Below are 19,951 nucleotides of genomic sequence, written 5' to 3'. Positions count from 1 at the left end.
GAGGAAAGAGAGTGAACGGTAGGACTATATTTGATATGCTGCCCTTTGCTATTGTGTTTATTGTTCTTGGAATGTTTGGATATGCAATGATCATGATCGCAATGAGCGAACGAAGGATCATCAAAGAGAACTCCGATGAGGCGAGGGTTCGTGAATCGAAGAAAACATTGAATGCGCTTAAATTATTAGCGCCTATAGAGATTGGACTGGTATTGCTGTTTGGTTTTTTGGCGCTTAATTACTATCATCAGACAATGGATATCAATCCTGTCGGAGTAGGATTAACTGCAGGAGGAGTACTCTTTAGCTACATTGGTGTATTGTTCGATGGTATGAACAACGATAAGAATACAAGATACACCGCTTCTTGTGAGGGCTATGTCGAAGGAGTAACCGAATCTGAGGATTCAGATGGACATGTAAGGTACTCCCCGCTTATCAAATATTATGTAGATGGACAAGAGTATACCTGTGATTCGTCGATTTCCGCCGGTTACAATGAGCTTCCGGAAATAGGCACGCGTATGACGGTGTACTACGATCCACAATGGCCTAAAGAATCTGAGTCGGATTTTGAAAGGAGGCTGGGGAAAAGTTTTCCTATATGGTTTTTGGCCTTTGGCATGCCGATGGCAGTGATCGGATTTTTCATATTAGTTATTTGACGCAAAAGCATATAAATGATAACCTTTTTATATGCGATTTGACTTGATTGAGAAATGACCTATAAGCGCATTCATTTTATTATTGATGAATGATTATAGGTCATTTTTTAGTTGAAGACGCAGCTCGTTCGAGGGGATTTATAAACAGGGGAATTTATAAAGGTGGAGGAAATAGGGATGAGAAAAGCGAGTCGAAGAACGCTTTCTTTAGTGTTGTCTTTTTTGATGACACTATCTGTTGGTGTGTGTGATTTTTCTCTTGTAACTTTTGCAAAAGAGGAATCGACAAAGACCAATCAAATATGGACATCGATTAATTTCGAAGATATTTCTGAGAATGATTCCATAGCTATTACTATGACTAAGGGTGAGAAGACCTATGTGCTTCCGAACGCGGAGGCAACTAACAGTGGCCCGAAAGCAGTATCTGCTAAAGAAGATAAGGGAGTATTAACTTTCGAAGGAGATATTGATAACAGTGATTACGCATGGACCATCACCAAGAACACTGTTGAAACAAAGACTGTAAAAGATGATGAGAATGGTACTGCGCCCAATTCGGACGAACCTACAAACAGTTCTTTATCTTCTTCTACAGAGGAAAATGCAGATGATCCGAGCATCGGTGATTCCGGCGATGACGATAAAAAACAAACGGGTGAAACATCCGAAGGCGAGTATGACAAAAAGAATTCCGACGAGAATGTGGGAGACGACAAAACGCCTGCAGATGATAAGAGCGGAGATAAAAAAAGTGAGAATACCGAGAACGGTAATTCTCAGCTTGGAGCAAACTCCGGGGCCGGAGAAGGAATAAAGGGTTCGGAAGGTGACGGCAAAAAACCCGGCGCAGAAACCGATGAAAAGGGCGTGACAACACCGGCAAACGGAAATGCTGGTATGTCCCTTCAGAATCTTCAAGGAGAACCGGCAACTGAGCTTGAAGAAAAAGACTCTGAGGAGGAAAGCGATGATACAGTAACTGAGACTTACTACACTATCACCTCCGGCGAAAATCACCTATATACAAATGCTGACAATAACGGAGTTAGAGTTAAGAATATTGATGGTGAACTTGTAGGCGCAAAGTGGATTATTGAAGACGGATATCTTTGTGCTAAAGATTCAAAGGGAGACGTAAGATATCTTGGCGTATATGAGGATAAGAGTGATTTCAGAGCATATGCAAAGGACAGTAGCGGAGCTTTCCCTAATAATATAAAGAACCAGACGCTTAAATTCTATAAACTCACAGACGGTGCAGGTGTGCTTGCTCCCGAGGCATCTGTAAAGAGTGGTGAAGAAGTAGATTACGATACGGAGATCACTCTTACTTGTGCTACAGAAGATGCTACGATTTATTACAATACAAACGATACGGAGAATTACTCTCCATATGAAGAGCCCATCAAGGTAAACAAAGATCTCACTATCCATGCTTATGCTCAAATAGGCGAAGAGGAAACCGGCGAGAAGAGTGAGAAGGTTTCTTTTGAATACACACTCAAAAAAGGTGTGAAGATCAAAGACTTGTCTTCTCTTATTGACGGACAGGAGTTTGTTCTCGTTCATGATGATAAAGAATCAATGTCTTCTTTGCCCGGCTCCGGAAACAATAATAAGAAACTTGATAAGGTTGATGTTGAGATCAATGAAGACGGATATCTTGTTTACAAAGACAGTGAAGCAAAGCTTGCTACATTAAAGCTTGAAAAGTCCGATAACGAAGATCAGTTTTATATTACGACCGAGCTTTTAAATGAAGAAGGCGAAGAGACATCAACATGTTATCTTACGACAGGAGCTACAGGTAATTCACTTACTTTTGAAAAAAATAAGTCTGATAGCGGGTTGGATCTTTGGAAATTTGAAGATTTGGAAGACGGTTCTTTTCTTATAAAGAGTGTTAAAGCAGAATATCATGATAAAAAAACAAATGTAGATAAGCCTCAATATATAGAGTACTATAATAAATTCTTTACTGCTTATAGTTATACTGATGATTCAGACAAGGCTCCTTATACACTCTCTGCCTATACTATTCCCGATTATATAGATGGAGAAGATACACAGGAAGACGACGAAAACACTATAGCCAAGCTTCTTACAAGAGAGCTTTACGACGGGGATGAGATTGTTGTTTATTATCCCAGAGATAATAAGTTTATGTCATCCGATGCCACTAACGGCAAATATGCAGGTGTGGCTATTGAGCCTTCGGAAGACGGAAGCGTTGATATAAAGGACAGTAACGCTCTTGTTCTCGAAGTTTCTGTAGATGAAGACGGCAAGTACACTTTTAAGACGAAGGATGATAAGTATCTTACTGCTACATTTGAAGAAAAGACAGTTAACGGCCAGAACAAGAAATATTGCGGACTTACTCTTTTAGAGGAAGCTACAGCAAACAGCATTTGGAAGTTAAAAGATGCCGATGATAAGAAGGAAGGTAACTTCAATCTTATTAATGTAAATGCCAAGAACGGAAGTTATGACCTTGCGCTTGAATATTACAGCGGATTTACAACTTATGGTATAGCAAATAAACCTGAGTACGTTTTCAACTTCTATGCCCTGAAAGAAGGCGAGAAGTTATTTGAGAGTGATCCCGATACCGAGCTTTTGGTTGCACAGTGGGCAGGTAACGCCGACTATGATGCTGCAGGAATAGAAGAAACAAAAGTTATCAACGGTGACCTATACGAAACCAATGATATGCGTGACACCAAGGCTAAGTATAGCGTAGTAATAAATGGGGAGAAGGTTCTGCCTTATACAAAAGCTACATCAAACCAAACGGGTTCAACGAACTATTACATGGGCTCAAAGGGATTGGTAAAAGGCGCCGGATTTATTCAGTTGGAATTCCCGACTCTGGGATATGCGGATATGAACCTTAGCTTCCGTATGCGTTCATCCGAAACTGCGACAGGAGAATATCAGCTTCAGTATTCTACAACGGGAGAAGACGGAAGCTTTAAGGATTTAAGTGATGGTACTTATTCCTATAAGTATCCTGTCTATGACCGTAACGGTAAGCAGAGCGAGAGAGCAGGTGACGGAAAGATATCCGACGGTATCGCCAAGACTTCTTTGGCGCCGGAATATTTTGTAGAGTTTAGTTTTAAAATTCCTGATGGTGCAAACAACAAAGAGAATGTTTACGTAAGAATTGTGCCATGTACCGAAAATGCTGCCAAGAATGGTAAAGCCGCGGGAACCGGCGGAACGAACAGAATCGATACGGTTCAGGTAATGGGACATCCTGTTGTTTCAGGCGATATATGTGGTCATGTCATTGCGGATCCCACAAGCGGAGAAGTAGCTGAGGGTACAAAGGTAGCTCTTTCTACCAAGACAGAAGATGCGGAAATATATTATTCACTAAACGGAGCTGATGAAGTCAAATATGACGCCGACAAGCAGATCACACTCACTGAGTTACCTGCTATAATTCGTGCGCATGCGACCAAGGATGGGCTTCAGAACAGTGTAAACTGCGTTTATAAATACACGCAGTCACAGGTTGCAACTGTTAAGGCAACTCCCAACGGAGGAGCGATCGCGCAGACTCAGAAGATTACATTAAAGACCAAGACTGAAGGCGCAACGATCCTATACAGATACAGAACAAAAGCCGAGATTGAAAAAGACAATGAGAAACCTGCGAAAGAGCAGAACGCACAAAAAACAGAAAATCCTGAAGATGCGGAAAATACTGAGAATCCCGAAAACACTGAGAATCAGGACGAACTTATTGTCACAGAGGAAGAAGATAATTATAAAGATTGGAAAGAATACACAGAGCCTTTCGAGTTAAAAGAGCTTCCGGCTCAGATTCAGGTTAAGGCAGTAAAAGAGGGATGTCTCGACAGTGCGATCTCTACTCTTAAGTTTACTAAGAGAAAGAACGAGCGAGAGAATATTTACTTTGGACAGATCCATGCGCACACCAATATTTCAGACGGTGCCGGATCTTTGGAAGATGCTTACGATCATGCCAAAAACGTTGATAATCTTGATTACATAATCATTACCGATCACTCCAATTCGATCGATAATGAGAAAGACTCCAAGATTACCAAAAACGTCGATACCAAAGATACTGATGAGTGGACATATGCTCACAATCTTGCGAAGGAGAAATCAACCGAGGACTTTACATGTGCATACGGATACGAGATGACTTGGTCAAACGGTCTCGGACACATGAATACCTTTAACACGGAAGGATTCCAGAGCCGTACACAGGAAGCGTTTACAACATACTCAACAGCTCTTGAGAATTATTATGCTGCGCTTAGGACTGCGCCTGATTCTATCAGCCAGTTCAATCACCCGGGAACAACCTTCGGTGATTTCCAGGATTTTGCTTACTACACTGAAGAAAACGACAACCTTATCACAATGATCGAGGTTGGTAACGGTGAAGGTGCGATCGGATCTTCCGGCTACTTCCCTTCATACGAGTACTACATTCGTGCTCTTGATAAGGGCTGGCATGTGGCGCCCACCAATAACCAGGATAACCACAAAGGACTTTGGGGTGATGCCAACACGGCGCGTACAGTAATGCTCGCAGATGAAAATACGGAAGAAGCTATTTATGATGCGATGAGAAATTATCGTATCTATGCAACAGAGGACAACGATCTTTCCATTTACTACACATTGGACGGAAATGTAATGGGATCGATCCTCGATAAAGATGCTGTTGGAGACATGGTAGAGATCAAGGCTGACATCAAGGAGCCTACGGATAAGGCAATCGGTAAGGTTGAGCTTATCGTTAACGGCGGACAGGTAATCAGTTCTGTTGATGTTAACATGGCGGAAGCAACTGTTAAGTTTACAGCGTCTTCTGCATATTCATATTACCTTATCAAGATTACCGAAGGTGATAAGGATATCGCAGTAACAGCACCTGTATGGGTTGGTGATGTAGAGGCATGCGGTATCAATGATGTTTATACCGATACGGTTCTTCCAGTAGCGGGAGAGCCTCTTGATATCAACGTTGATTTTTATAATAACGAAAAGACAGATCTTACTATCAACGACATTGAGATTGAAGTAAGTGATGTAGACAATAAAAAGACACCCGTAGCTAAGGTTTCGGGTGAGGAGGCTAAAGTTACAGAGGTTGCTTCCAACGGAACAGCGTCTTATAAAACAGAATTTGTTTACAACGAGGCCGGACAGGTGACATATGAGGTAACGGCTCATGCAACGTTAAACGGTGTCGAGAAAACTTATAAGGATAAGTTCACGGTAAACTATACGCTTGATAAGATGGTTGCAAACGTGATCATAGACGGAAGTCATTACAACGATTATGTTGCAGGATACTACGGCGGAAATGTAAGTGCATTTATTAATCTGTGCGCTAAGAAGAATATTCGCGCGAAGGTAGTAATGGATGAGATCACAAGCGAGATGCTCAAAGATTGCAAATTGCTAGTTCTCGCTGCTCCGGCAAAGAAAGCAGGTACAGCGAACGCCGGTGATTATGCTCCTTCGCATTACAGCGATGAATTCTTAAGTCTGGTAAAAGATTATGTGTCAAACGGCGGTTCCGTAATTGTTTGCGGTCTTGCGGATTATCAGGATTCTACAAACGGACAGACGGCGACAGAGCAGAACAAACTTCTTGAAGCGATAGGCTCGACTATCCGAATGGGTTCGGATGAAGTTTGGGATGATACAAATAATGGCGGACAGCAGTACAGGATGTATCCCAAGAACTTTAATCTAGATTCCGACCTGCTTGCGGGAATCAGAGAAGGTCAGGTATACAGCCAGTATTCGGGATGCTCTGTTGATATTTCAAGTGCTACGGCAACCGGATTTGTGGATGCAGCGGAGTGGCTTGTAAAGGGCTTTGAAACCACCTTGTCAATGGATTGTAAGGGCCCTAACGGAGAAAAATATGATGCTAATAATCCACTTGATAATATGGGTGACGTAACCTTTATAGCCCGTCAGAAGACAAAGGCGGGAGGACAGATCATCGTAGCCGGAGGCGTATTCCTTTCAGACTTTGAAGTAAAAGCCGAGATGGATAACAATGATTCACTCCCTTATGCGAACCATACTATCGTAAATAACATCCTTGACGGCGCTGAAGTTCAGCTTGAGACAACTACAATCGCCGAGGCAAGAAAAGGCAAAATGAACGACATATTTGCGGTAGAAGGATATGTTACATCAGGAACAGATAATCCGGATACAACGTTCTTTGATACCATCTATATTCAGGACGAGACCGGCGGAATGGATATATTCCCTTACGCTACTCCCGGACTTAAGATCGGTACCAAGATGCGTATAGTAGGTTTCCTTGCTCAGTATCAAGGGGATATAGAGCTTAAGGTTCTTTCGGCCAAAGTACTTGATGACGCTCCTTATGTATGGCAGCCCAAGGTGGTTGATACCAAGACAGCAATGGATTATGACAATCTTGGCGGACAGCTGCTTCAGACAACAGGAAAAGTTACTAAAGTGGATTACAATTCCGACGGAACGGTTGCAGAATTCTGGCTCAAGGATTCAACAGGAAAAGAGGCTGCAATCTTCATCGACGGATATATTAAATCCGGAACTACAGGTAAGAACACTCTCAGTGATTTTGTAAAGAAAGGGGCCAATGTAACGGCAGCAGGTGTTCTTTACAAGCATCCCGAAGGAAAATCGGATGTCTCCGTACCTGTATTCAGAGTACGTAACTGCGATGATATTTTCCTTGCAAAAGAGTCTGCTTCCGGAAACCAAGGTGGTGGAAATTCATCAGGACAAGATTCCTCAGATAACGGATCGACCAATTCAGGATCATCACATGATAACGGCGTATCCGGTTCTGATTCAAACGGATCGGATACAAGTAATACATCATCAAGCACAGCTCCCAATACAGGAGCGGCAACCGCAGCATCAAGCGGCGCGAGCAGTATTGAAGCTGCAACCGCAAGCAGCTCCGGAACCGGTGAACAGATAACAACAGGTCAGCCCGGTTCAACCGGTACAGATTCATCTCATTCAAACGGCGGCGGTAATGCACAGCAGGACAACGCCGGCGAAGGAGGAAATTCGCAAGCATCGGAAGGCGATAACAGCGGAAACGGTGACAATCAGAATCCCGGACAGGGCGTGCAGGTTCAGGCAGGTGACGATGAGCAGATCGGTGAGCAGGTAACCACTCCCGAAAAGCCCAAGCCGCATATTCCTGTAGTGCCTGTGGCAGTAGGATTTGGTATAATAAGTGTTGCCGTAGTAACTATAGTTGTAGTTAAAGTAACTGTGGGAACTTCCTTGGCTGCATCGGCAGCATCGGGAAGTAAGCTTGCAGGATTACTCGTTAAGCTACTAAAAATATTTGGAAAATAAAAAATGAGAAAAGAACTGATCATTAAGATAGTATCAGTCCTTGTATTTATGGCCTTGAGTATTGGCGTAGTAATCTATGCCAATACCGATAGGCCAAGATACACTATTACAGAGAACTCCGGCACCGAATATGAGACTGCCAGAGTTCTTTCTGTAATTGAGGATAATACTGTCGTAGATAAAACTGTAGAAAATCAAAAGAAGGGTAGCACCGAGATTAAGATAAAGATCCTTACAGGCCGCTATAAAGGTGACGTCTGTACAGTTACCAATTATTATAGTTCGCTCTACAATGTGGATGTTAAAAAAGGCGATACTGTAAGCGTCAGAATTGATACATCAGCAGAACATACCTATTCCGTAAGCATATACAATTACAATCGCATTCCGTTAACGATAGGACTTGTGATAGTATTTTTTGCCGTGATGTTACTCATGGGAGGCAAGCAGGGACTGAAGGCATTTGCGGGACTTGTATATACCGTGCTCGCAATCTTCTTTGTGCTTCTTCCGCTTATATACAAAGGATTTTCTGCCATTCCTGTGACTATAGCGATCATCTTTGTGACATCCGCTGTATGCTTCCTTCTTATAGGAGGCGTATGTAAAAAGACAGTCTCGGCTGCACTGGGGTCACTTGCAGGTGTGCTGATAGCAGCAATTCTTGGAACGGTTTCCGCAAAACTTGGCGGAGTAACAACTTTTCAGATGGACGAAGCAGAGGCACTTCTTCTTGTAAAGTCGACAAGTGCGCTGAAGATGTCAGGACTTTTTATCAGCGGAATATTGATCGCAGCGATGGGCGCTGTGATGGATATAGCCATGACTATTTCATCGGCTATAGAAGAGATTCATCTTGCCAATAACAAGGCAGGATTTAAAGAACTCTTTAGATCCGGAATGAACATCGGAAAAGACGCCATGGGAACAATGGCAAATACATTGATCCTAGCTTATGCCGGTGGTGCACTCAATATGATGCTCTTAATTTATTCATACGGAGTATCTTTTATCCAACTCGTTAACACGGATTTTGTAGCCATCGAGATCATACGAGCTATAGCGGGATCAGTCGGAATCATCGGAACAGTACCTTGTGTTGCCGCTGTCGGCGCATATCTATACAGTAACCATAATTAAAGGTGTAACAGGCTTGGTGGGAGGATAGAATATGTTTTGGTTCGGCAAGAAAAAAGATAAAAAGATCTACAGTGTCGGAAATAATTTTGACGGGGAGATAAAAGGAGCATCCTGGGATCAGGTTCAGCTTTACATTGATAAACTTAAAGATAATTATGAGGAATTTGTGACACTGGCAATAGAAAAACCAATCAGCAAAGTGAGCTTCGTCCAAGCTGCGTGGGATAATATGCATGAACTTGACCTTGAAGTGGGGCTTGGTTATGGCAAAAATAAAAAACTCATGGAAAAGAAGTCAAATATAGAAGAGATGACTCAGACTTTGCTCGAGTTCTATAATACCGGAAATATTCAGAATATTGATTCGTTCCGTAGTGAAGTGAAACTACTGCCATGTTCTATTGGAACAGGCAAGATACCGGATTGGGAAAAGGACAACTTTGAATCTAAGTCTGAAGAGTACCTTGTAGCCATTGGTGGCGGTAGCGCATGTGGCAGTGGAGTGAAGGAATGTTTTACGGCTTCGTTTCCTATCCTGGGATATATAAATCTTAAAACAGGAAAAAAGAGTGACATAATGTCTAACCTAAGATTTGCGCCGACTGAAGAGGAAAAGGAAAGAAGCGCATATTTTGAAGAGTTTAATAAGTTGATGGTTTATAAGATAAGAGCTCTTGCGCCAAAGCTTATAGAATCATCTGAGCCCTGGGTCAACAATACCGTAAGGATGGGTGGCCTTTTTGGATTGGAAATGCTTTCTGCAAAAGTTCCGGATGAGTTTCTTGACGGACTTATTGAGAAATACAAGACACCGGTTGTCATCAAAACCGAGAAATATGGAGAACTATCTTTGAAAAAAGATCTTCATGACTTTGAAGGTGAAATCGACTGGCTCGGAGAGAAGGCTAAGTTATTTCTTAGAGTGGAAAGGGATCAGGAGAGCGCTGACGAAGTACTAACGCATATGGATGCTTTTTACAAAGATTTGGCTGAATGGGATAAACGCTTGCGTGAATTTGCAGCTAAGGAATTAACGGATCTTGCAAATGAGTGGCAGTCCAGCGATTGTGAAATTGATGATGATGGTAATCCCATAAACTTTACAGAAGTAACTAAGGCTGATTTTGCTAAAAAACTTTCGATTGAAAGCATGGCTATGGATAACAAAGGTAACTTTTCGGTGTTCTATTACGATGGCGGATTGTTCTTTGACCACTCCGTTGTTGTAGATGGAAGCCTGGAAAACGGAATAGATTCTGCAAGTATGCAGGGATGATATGGAAAAGGTTTAGGAGGAATAAGAAATGGGGATATTTGATAAGTTTCTAAAAAAAGAAGAACCAAAGGTTGAGCAGCCTTCAGCTCCTAAAGCTGAAGAAGTTGAAGCAGTAGGTTGGGGTGCAATTGAGAAAGAATTTCTGAGAGTTTATCCCGGACAGAACAATCCCAAGCATTATGGAACAATTGTAAAATGGATTGTGGGAGGAAATGATCCGCTTGATGGAATCAGTGTTTATGACGGCGGAGATTATTGGCACTTTGTTTCTTTTGGTCTGACCGAGATATATGAAAAGGAATGCAAGAATCCTGATATCAGCGGCTACGGCTACGAGCTGACATTTAAGCTCAAGAAGGATAAGTATGAAGATGAAGAGGGCGAATTAAAGTGCATTTGCGGTATCATGCAGATGATAGCCAGAATGACTTTCCAAAACGGAGAATTATTTAGGCCTTTTGAATTTGTCTATACCGGACAGCAAGAAGGCATTGACGCTTACAGAAAATCCAATCTTACCGGATTTATAACGATCAAGGATCCGACGGTTGAAACCATTTCGACACCTAACGGCAAGGTTGAGTTCCTTGAACTTATCGGAATGACTGATGCAGAGCTTAAGACACTGTCCGACAGAGCTTCTGTCGAAGCGCTTTACCAAAAGCTTGGTTCTGACGTGACAGATTATCATAGAGCTTCAGTGGTGTAAGGCAATTGCCAAGACTCTATGAGGGCATAGCATCACCAATCCGAACCCCAGTCGGTATTATCTGAATCCCATGTGTCGTTGTTGCCCCAGTCATAGTCAGAATCAGAGTCATTATCCGACGAGACGTGGTATCTGTCATAAAAAGATGTATCATTCCAGTTGGTGGTATCCATTGATTGATCCCAGTTCCTGGAAATGTAGTAGTCGTCATAGTTTGACGATATTTCTCTTGGGATGGGATCGTTTTGGCTGATCTCTACCCAATTGTCGGTGTCGTAGTAAAACCAATGATCATCGTAATTGTAATATACGCCATGACCATATCTGTAGTATCCGTTGTGATCGGGGAAGCTCATGATCAAGGCGATACCAAACAGGATGCAGAACGCGGCTATTGATATGGAAATTATTTCCATTAAGGGGAGAGAGCGGTTGTTTTTAGTCGTGCTTGAAGTGCTTGAAGTCACAGAACGTGTTACGGAAGCTGATTTTTTTCTTCCGGAACAGTTTTTCTGATGAACGATCTCATCTTTAAGTCTTTGAAGAAGCTCATTTACAGCGTATTCTTCATCGGCACCTTTATAGCGGACGGCTCTTGAACCGTCTGCTTTGTTTTTGTAGACAACAAAATCTCCGCTATCATCCTTATAGATTCCAAATGCCTTGGGCTTCTTATAATCCACGCCAATAAAAAAGCGGGTTACTTCAGGAGAAGGAAGCTTCCTGTCTTTGTACCACTTCTTTAATTCTTCAATGGTCTTGGGGTCCTTTTCATTCTTGTGTGATGGATTTGGGGCGCTGCAGTCAGGACATGCATGTAAAGTATCTTCGTAAGTATTTCCGCAATAATCACATTTAATCTTCATAAGGAATCCTCTCGGAGATTATCTTATACTTAAAAATTTCCAATTTCTTTTATCAGATACAAAGATCCTGCAATGCAGATAACTTCACTTTCCATAAGTATCCGGTCGTACGGAATCTTTTTTTCTATTATAATCGCTTCGACGCCACGTGCGCCAATCATTTTTGCAAGATTTTCAGGCTCCATGGTTCTTTTATTCGGAACCGCGGTGACGTAGCATTTATCGGCTATAGGCATAAGCTCATCCAGGATAATGTCAACTTCTTTATCCGCAAGAAGTCCGAGTATAAACGTTATCTTTTTACCCGGAAAATATTCTTCCAAAGATTGCCTTAGGACCGCGGCGCCCTGCCTGTTGTGTCCACCGTCGATGATGACATACGGATTTTCTCTTACGACCGTAAAGCGTCCGAACCACTCGGCCTTAGCTATTCCCTGTGCAATAGCCTCATCGGAGATCTTAAAGCCTTTGTCTCTTAGCTTAATGCAAGTGCATATTGCCTGCGTGGCATTATCAATCTGGTAGGTCCCGAGGAGTTTTGTTCTGTAATTAACTCCGTTAAATTCAAATACCTGTCCCTGCAAACTTCTCTCGATCACTTTGGGAGAATCAAAATACACCAGACGAACGGCTTTTTCAGAGCATGTCTTTTCAAGAACTTCTTTAACTTCGCGATCTTGAATAGGAGAAACGACAATTGTACCTGTCTTTATTATTCCGGCTTTCTCGGTAGCGATCTCGGTAAGTGTGTTTCCGAGGATCGACATGTGATCGTAGCTTATCGGAGTTATCACAGTGGCAAGCGGAGCCGGGATTACGTTGGTCGTATCAAGGCGTCCGCCGAGACTTACTTCCATGACAACGATATTGCAGTTCTTTTCCCTGAAATAAAGAAAAGACATTACGGTCAGAATCTCGTATTCACTTGGGTAAATACCTTCAGAGGCAAGCTCGTCATATGCAGGCTTTACCATAGAAAAGATTTCTGCAAAATCCTCATCCGTGATATCAACGTTATTTACCTTAAAGAGCTCGTTATACCTAAATAAAAAAGGAGAAGCAAACGTTCCGACGGTTTTTCCGGCTTCCATAAGAATTGATGTGATATAGGAAACTGTCGATCCTTTTCCGTTGGTGCCCGCAACATGAACATAGTTTAGGTAGTTTTGGGGGTTGCCGAGCCTCTCAAGAAGAGAAAGCTCGGCGTCCAATGAAAAGAAATCTTTCTTTGGATTGGCACAGTCTTTGGGTGGTTCAAAATGAGGCAATTCCTCAAAAAAAGAAATTGCCTCTTTATAGTTATACTTCTGCATAATCTTTGATCCTGGATATTGCAAATAAGAAAATTGATAATAAGATGTAGTTGATCGGTATCATGGCCAGTTCTTTAGGAAGTCTCGCCATAAGTGTGATAAAAAAGCCTTTTTTGATGTACATGAAGTCAAGCCAGAATGTATTCATGATAATTCCGACAACAAGAGTATGGATAAGTAAAGCAACGAGTATTCTTACGGTACGGAACTCTTTTTTATAAAGAATTGCTCCGAAGATAAGGCCGCTTACTATTCCGCTAATGGTAAATCCGGGGAAAAAGGGACCTGTGGGTTTTACAAGATAGCCTCCGATATCAATAAGTGCTCCGACAACGGTAGCGGGATGCGACCATAAAACCGCGGATAAAACCTTCGTCTAAATGACAACTCCCTGTTCACTTAGCACTTGACGCTTTACAGTCTACTCTGCACTTTTAATTTCTTCTGTATTATAGGTGTAACTCGGAATAATATCAAGTATACTGTTATTAATCTATTTTTAATCTTACTCCAAAGATTGTTTAATTTACGGACTATATAGTTGTCATTGTAAACAAAAACAATCTTTCCTAATGAGGAGAAAGGGAACACAAAATGGATGAATTTGAAAAGATCGAAAAGTTAAGAGCAAGAGCAGATGTAAGCTATGAAGAAGCAAAAGCAGCACTCGGCGAAGCAAACGGAGATTTACTTGATGCAATGATAATACTTGAGAAGCAAGGCAAGGTCAAAGGCCCCGAGCAGCAAGTACACTCCACGGAATATACTACGGATGCATCATATGAGATGGTTCCTGTTGCCAAAGCGAAAGCTCGTGGTGGTGACGTCGGAAAGAAGATAAAAGAGTTCCTTAAAAGAGCCATCGATTTTCTTTCAAACAATTATATTGAGATCACACGTAAGAGTGAGCACGTTATAAACATTCCTCTTTGGCTTGCGATCCTTGCGCTCATCTTTGGCTGGTGGGCAGTAATCGTTCTTATAGTTGTTTCGTTGTTCTTTGACTGGAATTACAGATTTTACGGAAAAGATGACCTCAAGAAGGCCAATGATGTAGTAGATAAAGCAAAGGAAACAGCCGAGCAGGTAAAAGACAGTTTCCGTGAGGAGTAATGCATGGCAGCGCATTTACTGATTGTAGAAGATGAAGAAAAACTGGCAAGATTCGTTGAGCTGGAATTGCAGCACGAAGGATATGAAGTCAGCAAAGCATTTGACGGAAGAGAAGGACTTAAGATGGCAATAGAAGGAGATTACGATCTCATTCTTTTGGACATCATGTTGCCGGGGCTCAACGGACTTGAGGTTTTGCGACGCCTGATGCAGGATAAGCCGACACCTACAATATTATTGACCGCAAGAGATGCGGTGATGGATAAAGTATCGGGACTCGATGGCGGGGCAGTGGATTATATCACCAAGCCCTTTGCCATCGAAGAGCTCCTTGCCAGGATCAGAGTTGCGCTTAAACTCCATGGCAAGAATTCCGCGGGAGCTTTAAATACTAATGATACCGAGCAAAATTCCGAGGGTATCTACACCTGGCAGAAATTAAGACTGGATGAAAAGAAACGAGAAGTTACTTACGATGGCCATGGCATCACTTTGACCAATCGTGAGTTTTTGATGCTTGAAATGCTACTCAAAAACAAAGACATCGTTCTTTCCAGAGACACACTTCTTGAGAAAGTATGCGGCTATGATTATGTGGGAGAGACCAACATGATCGACGTGTACATCAGATATCTGCGCTCCAAGATTGACGACGTCTATGATGTAAATATGATCACCACCGTAAGGGGAGTAGGTTATGTCATCAAATCCGAACAACAATAATAACCGCCCGTCGAAAAATATGAAGTCCATTGCGCACCGTATTGTGTGGATGATCTCAAGAACCAAGCTTGGGTTGTACTTTAAGATGGACTTTCTTATCTTTGTACTTCTTAATATTTTCTGGGCGTATATGAAAGAACTCGAAGTTATAGGAAGCTTCGCATTTAAAAGACATAGAGATTTTATCGTTGAGAACGGCTTGATAACGGATCTCGCGTACAGGGTCAGATCCATGGACGGCAAAGTACTTATGACCGTCGGTTTTTTTGATGTGTTTGCCAGAATAGCAATGCTGGTAGGTGCACTTTATTTATTGCAGCTGTTGGGAGTTCTGATTTCCCTCCCGGCGGTGTCTTCAAGAGCTCACAAAACGCTGTCTCCCATCCGAGAGGTTGCCGAGAAAGCCGATGAGCTCAACAGACTTGCTTTTTCCGAAGATAAATACAGACTGATCGAGGATGCCATAGAGCACGTAGCACCCGACGAGAATCAGTACGTTTATCTTCACGACGAAGAGCTTTTGGGAGTAGAGCAGTCTGTCAATCATTTGATAGAAAGATTAAAAGATTCATACAGGCAACAGGCGCGCTTTGTAAACGATGCATCACATGAGCTTAGGACACCAATCGCCGTAATTCAGGGCTACGCTCAGATGTTGGAGCGTTGGGGAACCTCCGATGAAAAAGTACTTGATGAATCCATTTCCGCTATTTCTCATGAAGCGGATCACATGAACCGTCTTGTAGAGCAGCTTCTTTTTCTTGCAAGAGGCGACAGCGGAAAGACTGTATTGTCAAAAGAGCCTGTGTCGCTCGGTAATCTTATGCAGGAAATATACGAAGAGTCCTTTATGATAGATGAAACGCATCCCTATAGGTTCCGTAAGAGCGAAGAGGATGTTGTGGTAGACGCCGACCGAATGCTTTTAAAACAGGCAGTCAGAATACTTGTGGACAACGCTGCCAAGTATACCAATCCCGGAGATGAGATCATACTTGGAGTCGGAATGACCGAAGACGATCGCCCGTATCTCATGGTTCAGGACATGGGTATCGGTATGTCGCAGGCTGATGTGGAGCACATGTTTGAGCGATTCTACCGCGCCGATAAAGCAAGAACATACGACGGAACGGGCCTTGGTCTTTCCATAGCCAAGTGGATAGTAGACAGGCACGGAGGTCATTTCGAAGTACTTTCCAGAACGGAGCTGGGAACGCGTATCATGATAGTTCTGCCTTAATGTAAGGGGAAAGGCAGTGGGTATACAGAAGACGAGTGATGCTAAAGGAGGAAAGAACATGCCGATTCAAGCTGCATTTATGGTACCGCATCCGCCGCTTATCGTTCCGCAAGTCGGAAGAGGCGGAGAGGATCAGATCATCGAGACAACGAAGGCTTATGAAAAAGTAGCCGATGAAGTGGCGGCGCTTAAGCCGGACACAATAATAATCACAAGTCCGCATTCTGTGATGTATGCGGACTATTTCCATATATCTCCCGGACGCGATGCGACGGGAGATTTTGGTGCGTTTGGGGCACCTGAAGTTAAGTTTAACGAGGATTATGACTATGAGCTTGCTGACCTGATCCGCATGAAGGCTGACAGCATAGACTTTCCTGCGGGAACAATGGGTGAAAGAGATCCGGCTTTGGATCACGGAACCATGGTTCCGCTTTGGTTTGTAAGAAAGAAATATACCGGCGGAAAGATAGTAAGGATAGGTCTTTCGGGACTTCCGCTTACCGATCACTACAGATTCGGAAAGCTAATAGCGGAGGCGGTTAATGAATCCGGAAAAAATGTTGTCTTTATAGCAAGCGGAGATCTTTCGCATAAGCTTCAGAGCTACGGACCATACGGTTTTGCTAAAGAAGGTCCCGAGTATGACGAACGGATCATGGAAGTGTGCGGAAATGCTGATTTCGGTAAGCTTCTTGAATTTGATGAAAACTTTTGTCAAAAAGCAGCGGAGTGCGGTCACAGATCTTTTGTGATAATGGCGGGAGCGTTTGACGGACTTGGGGTTAAAGCCACCAAGCTCTCACATCAGAATGTTACGGGCGTTGGCTACGGAATCTGCACTTTTTATCCTGAGAAGGAAGATGACAACAGACATTTTCTAAGAGACTTTGAAAAAAGAATTATAAATGAATGCAAGGAGAAAGCGGATTCAAGTGATGAGTATGTAAGGCTTGCAAGGGCGAGCGTTGAGTCTTGGGTTAAGTACCATGTTGAGCTTGATGTGCCGGATGATCTTCCTTCTGACATGCTTTCAAGAAGCGCAGGCACTTTTGTTTCCATTCATAAGCTTGGGCAGCTCCGCGGATGCATAGGCACAATTGCAGCAACTCAGGATAATATCGCAAAAGAGATAATTCAAAACGGAATAAGTGCTTGCAGCAGAGATCCGAGGTTTGACCCGATAACAGAAGACGAACTTAAATTCCTTGATATAAGCGTTGATGTTCTTGGAGATACAGAAGACATAGATTCGCCGGATGAACTTGATGTTAAGCGTTACGGCGTTATAGTGAGCCACGGTTACAAGAGGGGACTTCTTCTTCCAAATCTCGACGGCGTCGACACGATAGAGCAGCAGATAGATATAGCAAGGCAAAAGGGCGGAATCCGTGAGGATGAACCTTATACATTGCAGCGATTTGAAGTTGTGAGGCACTACTGATCGCTTGAATCAAAGCGCTTTGTCACGGATAGACGGTAGGAGGATATATGGCAAATTGTCACGTGTGTTTCAGACACTGCGAGATAAATGAAGGCGAGTTTGGCTTTTGCGGCGCAAGGACTGTAAGAGACGGCAAGGTCGTGGCGTATAACTATGGAAAATTATCAAGTCTTGCGCTTGACCCTATAGAGAAAAAGCCTTTGAATAATTTTTTTCCCGGAAGCTACATATTATCCGTAGGTAGTTTTGGCTGCAATCTTCGTTGCCCTTTTTGCCAGAATAATGAGATCTCATGGTCGGAAGATTCAAGAAAGTATGCGAAGGATGCGGAAATTATAACCCCAAAAGAGTTGGTTGAAATTGCGCTTGAAACAAGAGCTAAAGGAAATATCGGTATAGCATTTACCTACAACGAGCCGCTTGTGGGATATGAATTTGTTCTTGATACGGCAAAGCTTGCCAAAGAGTACGATCTAAAAACCGTTATGGTGACGGCGGGAACGGCAGAACTCTCTGTCCTTGATGAGCTTGCGCCTTATATCGATGCAATGAACATCGATCTGAAAGGCTTTACGGATGATTATTATAAAAGAGTTATCGGCGGAAACAGAAAGCAGACGATGACTTTTATAGAAGAAGCGGCAAAGAATTGCCACGTAGAGCTTACTACTCTAATTATTCCCGGTGAAAACGACAGCGAAGAAGAGATCAGAGAATTATCCAAGTGGGTAAGAGATTTAGAAAACATTACAGGTAAAAAAATTCCTCTTCATATCTCCAGATTTTTCCCCAGATTTAAAATGACTGACCGCGATGCGACGGATGTACAAAAGGTCTATCGCCTTGCCGAGTTGGCAAGAGAGAACCTTGAATTTGTATATACAGGCAACTGTTAGAATTTAAGATTAAAAAATCGGGGCGTCTATGGTAGAATATGTTTCGATAGTTCTAAATAATAGAACGATTGGAGGAGATGAAAAAATTGAAGGAATTTTTGAAGAGGAAAGATATTGAGATTTCCTTAAAACGTTACGGTATTGATGCACTTAGTGCAATGGCGCAGGGACTTTTTTGTTCACTTCTTATAGGAACCATTATCAATACTATCGGAACACAGTTTAATATTCCGTTTTTGGGACGGGAGATAATGGTGGATGGTGCTGAATACAAGATTTCCGCTTTTACTACCGCAATGAGTGGCCCGGCAATGGCGGTGGCAATAGGATATGCGCTTAAGTGTCCGCCGCTTGTCCTTTTCTCAATGTTAACCGTAGGATATTCCGCTAATATATTTGGCGGAAAGGTAGGTGGTACTCTTGCAGTGTTTGTTATAGCTATCGTTGCTGCAGAGTTCGGTAAAGCTGTTTCCAAGGAGACCAAGGTTGATATAATTGTAACCCCCCTTGTTACCATAGGTGTGGGTGTGTTGCTTTCGTGGGCTATCGCACCTCCGATCGGAAAAGCTGCGGAGGCATTGGGTAACATTATCATGTGGGCTACTGAACTTCAGCCTTTCTTTATGGGGATTTTGGTTTCGGTACTAATAGGAATGGCTCTTACGCTTCCTATTTCATCGGCTGCTATCTGTATGACACTTGGGCTTACAGGCCTTGCAGGCGGAGCAGCAGTTGCGGGATGCTGTGCACAGATGATCGGATTTGCCGTTATCTCTTTCAAAGAGAATAAGTGGGGCGGACTTGTTTCACAGGGAATCGGAACATCTATGCTTCAGATGGGTAACATTATTAAGAATCCAAGGATTTGGATCGCACCTACACTTGCTTCTGCGATCACGGGACCTATCGCAACCTGTATTTTCAAACTCAAGATGAATGGTATAGCTATTTCATCGGGTATGGGTACCTGCGGACTTGTAGGTCAGATCGGTGTTTATACAGGATGGATTAATGACATTGCAGCAGGAACAAAGACAGCGATCACACCTTTTGACTGGATAGGACTCGTACTTATATGTTTTGTTCTCCCCGCTGTATTATCTCTTATCATCCATGCAGGAGTTGTTAAACTCGGATGGGTTAAAGAGGGAGACCTTAAGCTCTGATCTAAACGGAGAATCAT

The 19,951-nt window shown here is 42.7% G+C and carries 13 protein-coding genes, 1 pseudogene and 1 riboswitch; of the genes and pseudogenes, 11 read left to right on the top strand and 3 right to left on the bottom strand.

Annotated elements, in window-relative coordinates:
* The first annotated feature begins 11 nt into the window (after window positions 1-11).
* From D6853_RS12810 to D6853_RS12790, 5 genes are all read left to right on the top strand, one after another.
* A complete protein-coding gene (locus D6853_RS12810) occupies window positions 12-665 on the top strand; it encodes a DUF3592 domain-containing protein (RefSeq protein WP_120658405.1) in 654 nt (217 codons plus the stop codon).
* A gap of 177 nt (window positions 666-842) precedes the next feature.
* Window positions 843-8,048 (top strand): CehA/McbA family metallohydrolase, encoded by a 7,206-nt coding sequence (locus D6853_RS12805; protein WP_120658404.1) that lies wholly within the window; start codon window positions 843-845, stop codon window positions 8,046-8,048.
* Window positions 8,049-8,051: 3 nt separating this feature from the next.
* Window positions 8,052-9,188 carry a YibE/F family protein gene (locus D6853_RS12800; RefSeq protein WP_120658403.1) on the top strand — a complete coding sequence of 379 codons (1,137 nt, stop codon included), beginning with the start codon at window positions 8,052-8,054 and terminating at the stop codon, window positions 9,186-9,188.
* A 31-nt stretch (window positions 9,189-9,219) separates the two neighbouring features.
* Window positions 9,220-10,464, top strand: coding sequence for a DUF2262 domain-containing protein (locus tag D6853_RS12795; RefSeq protein ID WP_120658402.1), 1,245 nt, complete (start codon window positions 9,220-9,222; stop codon window positions 10,462-10,464).
* Between the two features lie 28 nt (window positions 10,465-10,492).
* Window positions 10,493-11,173, top strand: coding sequence for a suppressor of fused domain protein (locus D6853_RS12790; protein ID WP_120658401.1), 681 nt, complete (start codon window positions 10,493-10,495; stop codon window positions 11,171-11,173).
* A gap of 32 nt (window positions 11,174-11,205) precedes the next feature.
* Here the strand turns inward: D6853_RS12790 and D6853_RS12785 are convergent, their stop codons facing one another.
* The 3 genes and pseudogenes from D6853_RS12785 to D6853_RS12775 form a co-directional block, all read right to left on the bottom strand.
* Window positions 11,206-12,039: a hypothetical protein gene (locus tag D6853_RS12785; protein WP_120658400.1), complete on the bottom strand. Its 834-nt coding sequence runs from the start codon at window positions 12,037-12,039 to the stop codon at window positions 11,206-11,208.
* 29 nt (window positions 12,040-12,068) lie between these two features.
* Window positions 12,069-13,352: a bifunctional folylpolyglutamate synthase/dihydrofolate synthase gene (locus D6853_RS12780; RefSeq protein ID WP_120658399.1), complete on the bottom strand. Its 1,284-nt coding sequence runs from the start codon at window positions 13,350-13,352 to the stop codon at window positions 12,069-12,071.
* Window positions 13,339-13,683, bottom strand: a pseudogene (locus tag D6853_RS12775) (folate family ECF transporter S component); the annotation flags it as partial. The pseudogene D6853_RS12775 and the gene D6853_RS12780, both read right to left, overlap by 14 nt.
* A gap of 3 nt (window positions 13,684-13,686) precedes the next feature.
* Window positions 13,687-13,783, bottom strand: a riboswitch (THF riboswitch).
* A 163-nt stretch (window positions 13,784-13,946) separates the two neighbouring features.
* On the opposite strand from D6853_RS12775, the gene D6853_RS12770 reads away from it, so the two are divergent.
* The 6 genes from D6853_RS12770 to D6853_RS12745 all read left to right on the top strand — a co-directional run bounded on the left by D6853_RS12770 (window position 13,947) and on the right by D6853_RS12745 (window position 19,934).
* A complete protein-coding gene (locus D6853_RS12770) occupies window positions 13,947-14,465 on the top strand; it encodes a hypothetical protein (protein ID WP_120658397.1) in 519 nt (172 codons plus the stop codon).
* A 3-nt stretch (window positions 14,466-14,468) separates the two neighbouring features.
* Window positions 14,469-15,188 carry a response regulator transcription factor gene (locus D6853_RS12765; protein ID WP_120658396.1) on the top strand — a complete coding sequence of 240 codons (720 nt, stop codon included), beginning with the start codon at window positions 14,469-14,471 and terminating at the stop codon, window positions 15,186-15,188.
* Window positions 15,163-16,428, top strand: a complete 1,266-nt coding sequence (locus D6853_RS12760) for a sensor histidine kinase (RefSeq protein ID WP_120658395.1) — start codon at window positions 15,163-15,165, stop codon at window positions 16,426-16,428. The genes D6853_RS12765 and D6853_RS12760 overlap by 26 nt, the downstream gene beginning before the upstream one ends.
* 58 nt (window positions 16,429-16,486) lie before the next feature.
* Window positions 16,487-17,872 carry an AmmeMemoRadiSam system protein A gene (gene amrA, locus D6853_RS12755; protein WP_120658394.1) on the top strand — a complete coding sequence of 462 codons (1,386 nt, stop codon included), beginning with the start codon at window positions 16,487-16,489 and terminating at the stop codon, window positions 17,870-17,872.
* A 47-nt stretch (window positions 17,873-17,919) separates the two neighbouring features.
* On the top strand, window positions 17,920-18,768 hold the full coding sequence (amrS, locus tag D6853_RS12750) for an AmmeMemoRadiSam system radical SAM enzyme (RefSeq protein WP_120658393.1): 849 nt from the start codon (window positions 17,920-17,922) through the stop codon (window positions 18,766-18,768).
* Between the two features lie 77 nt (window positions 18,769-18,845).
* Window positions 18,846-19,934 (top strand): PTS transporter subunit IIC, encoded by a 1,089-nt coding sequence (locus D6853_RS12745; protein WP_120658392.1) that lies wholly within the window; start codon window positions 18,846-18,848, stop codon window positions 19,932-19,934.
* Window positions 19,935-19,951 lie beyond the last annotated feature (17 nt).

Origin of the sequence: Butyrivibrio sp. X503 (assembly GCF_003625475.1) — a bacterium.
Classification (GTDB): domain Bacteria; phylum Bacillota; class Clostridia; order Lachnospirales; family Lachnospiraceae; genus Butyrivibrio.
The sequence above is the reverse complement of the archived record's forward strand: the minus strand, read 5'-3'. Positions and strand labels throughout refer to the sequence as shown.

Bases quoted from the DNA above. Each gene is read 5' to 3' on its own strand.
- D6853_RS12765 (WP_120658396.1), top strand. From the start codon at position 14,469: ATGGCAGCGCATTTACTGATTGTAGAAGATGAAGAAAAACTGGCAAGA.
- D6853_RS12780 (WP_120658399.1), bottom strand. From the start codon at position 13,352: ATGCAGAAGTATAACTATAAAGAGGCAATTTCTTTTTTTGAGGAATTG.
- D6853_RS12805 (WP_120658404.1), top strand. From the start codon at position 843: ATGAGAAAAGCGAGTCGAAGAACGCTTTCTTTAGTGTTGTCTTTTTTG.
- D6853_RS12795 (WP_120658402.1), top strand. From the start codon at position 9,220: ATGTTTTGGTTCGGCAAGAAAAAAGATAAAAAGATCTACAGTGTCGGA.
- D6853_RS12770 (WP_120658397.1), top strand. From the start codon at position 13,947: ATGGATGAATTTGAAAAGATCGAAAAGTTAAGAGCAAGAGCAGATGTA.
- D6853_RS12745 (WP_120658392.1), top strand. From the start codon at position 18,846: ATGAAAAAATTGAAGGAATTTTTGAAGAGGAAAGATATTGAGATTTCC.
- D6853_RS12790 (WP_120658401.1), top strand. From the start codon at position 10,493: ATGGGGATATTTGATAAGTTTCTAAAAAAAGAAGAACCAAAGGTTGAG.
- amrS (WP_120658393.1), top strand. From the start codon at position 17,920: ATGGCAAATTGTCACGTGTGTTTCAGACACTGCGAGATAAATGAAGGC.
- D6853_RS12785 (WP_120658400.1), bottom strand. From the start codon at position 12,039: ATGAAGATTAAATGTGATTATTGCGGAAATACTTACGAAGATACTTTA.
- D6853_RS12760 (WP_120658395.1), top strand. From the start codon at position 15,163: ATGTCATCAAATCCGAACAACAATAATAACCGCCCGTCGAAAAATATG.
- amrA (WP_120658394.1), top strand. From the start codon at position 16,487: ATGCCGATTCAAGCTGCATTTATGGTACCGCATCCGCCGCTTATCGTT.
- D6853_RS12800 (WP_120658403.1), top strand. From the start codon at position 8,052: ATGAGAAAAGAACTGATCATTAAGATAGTATCAGTCCTTGTATTTATG.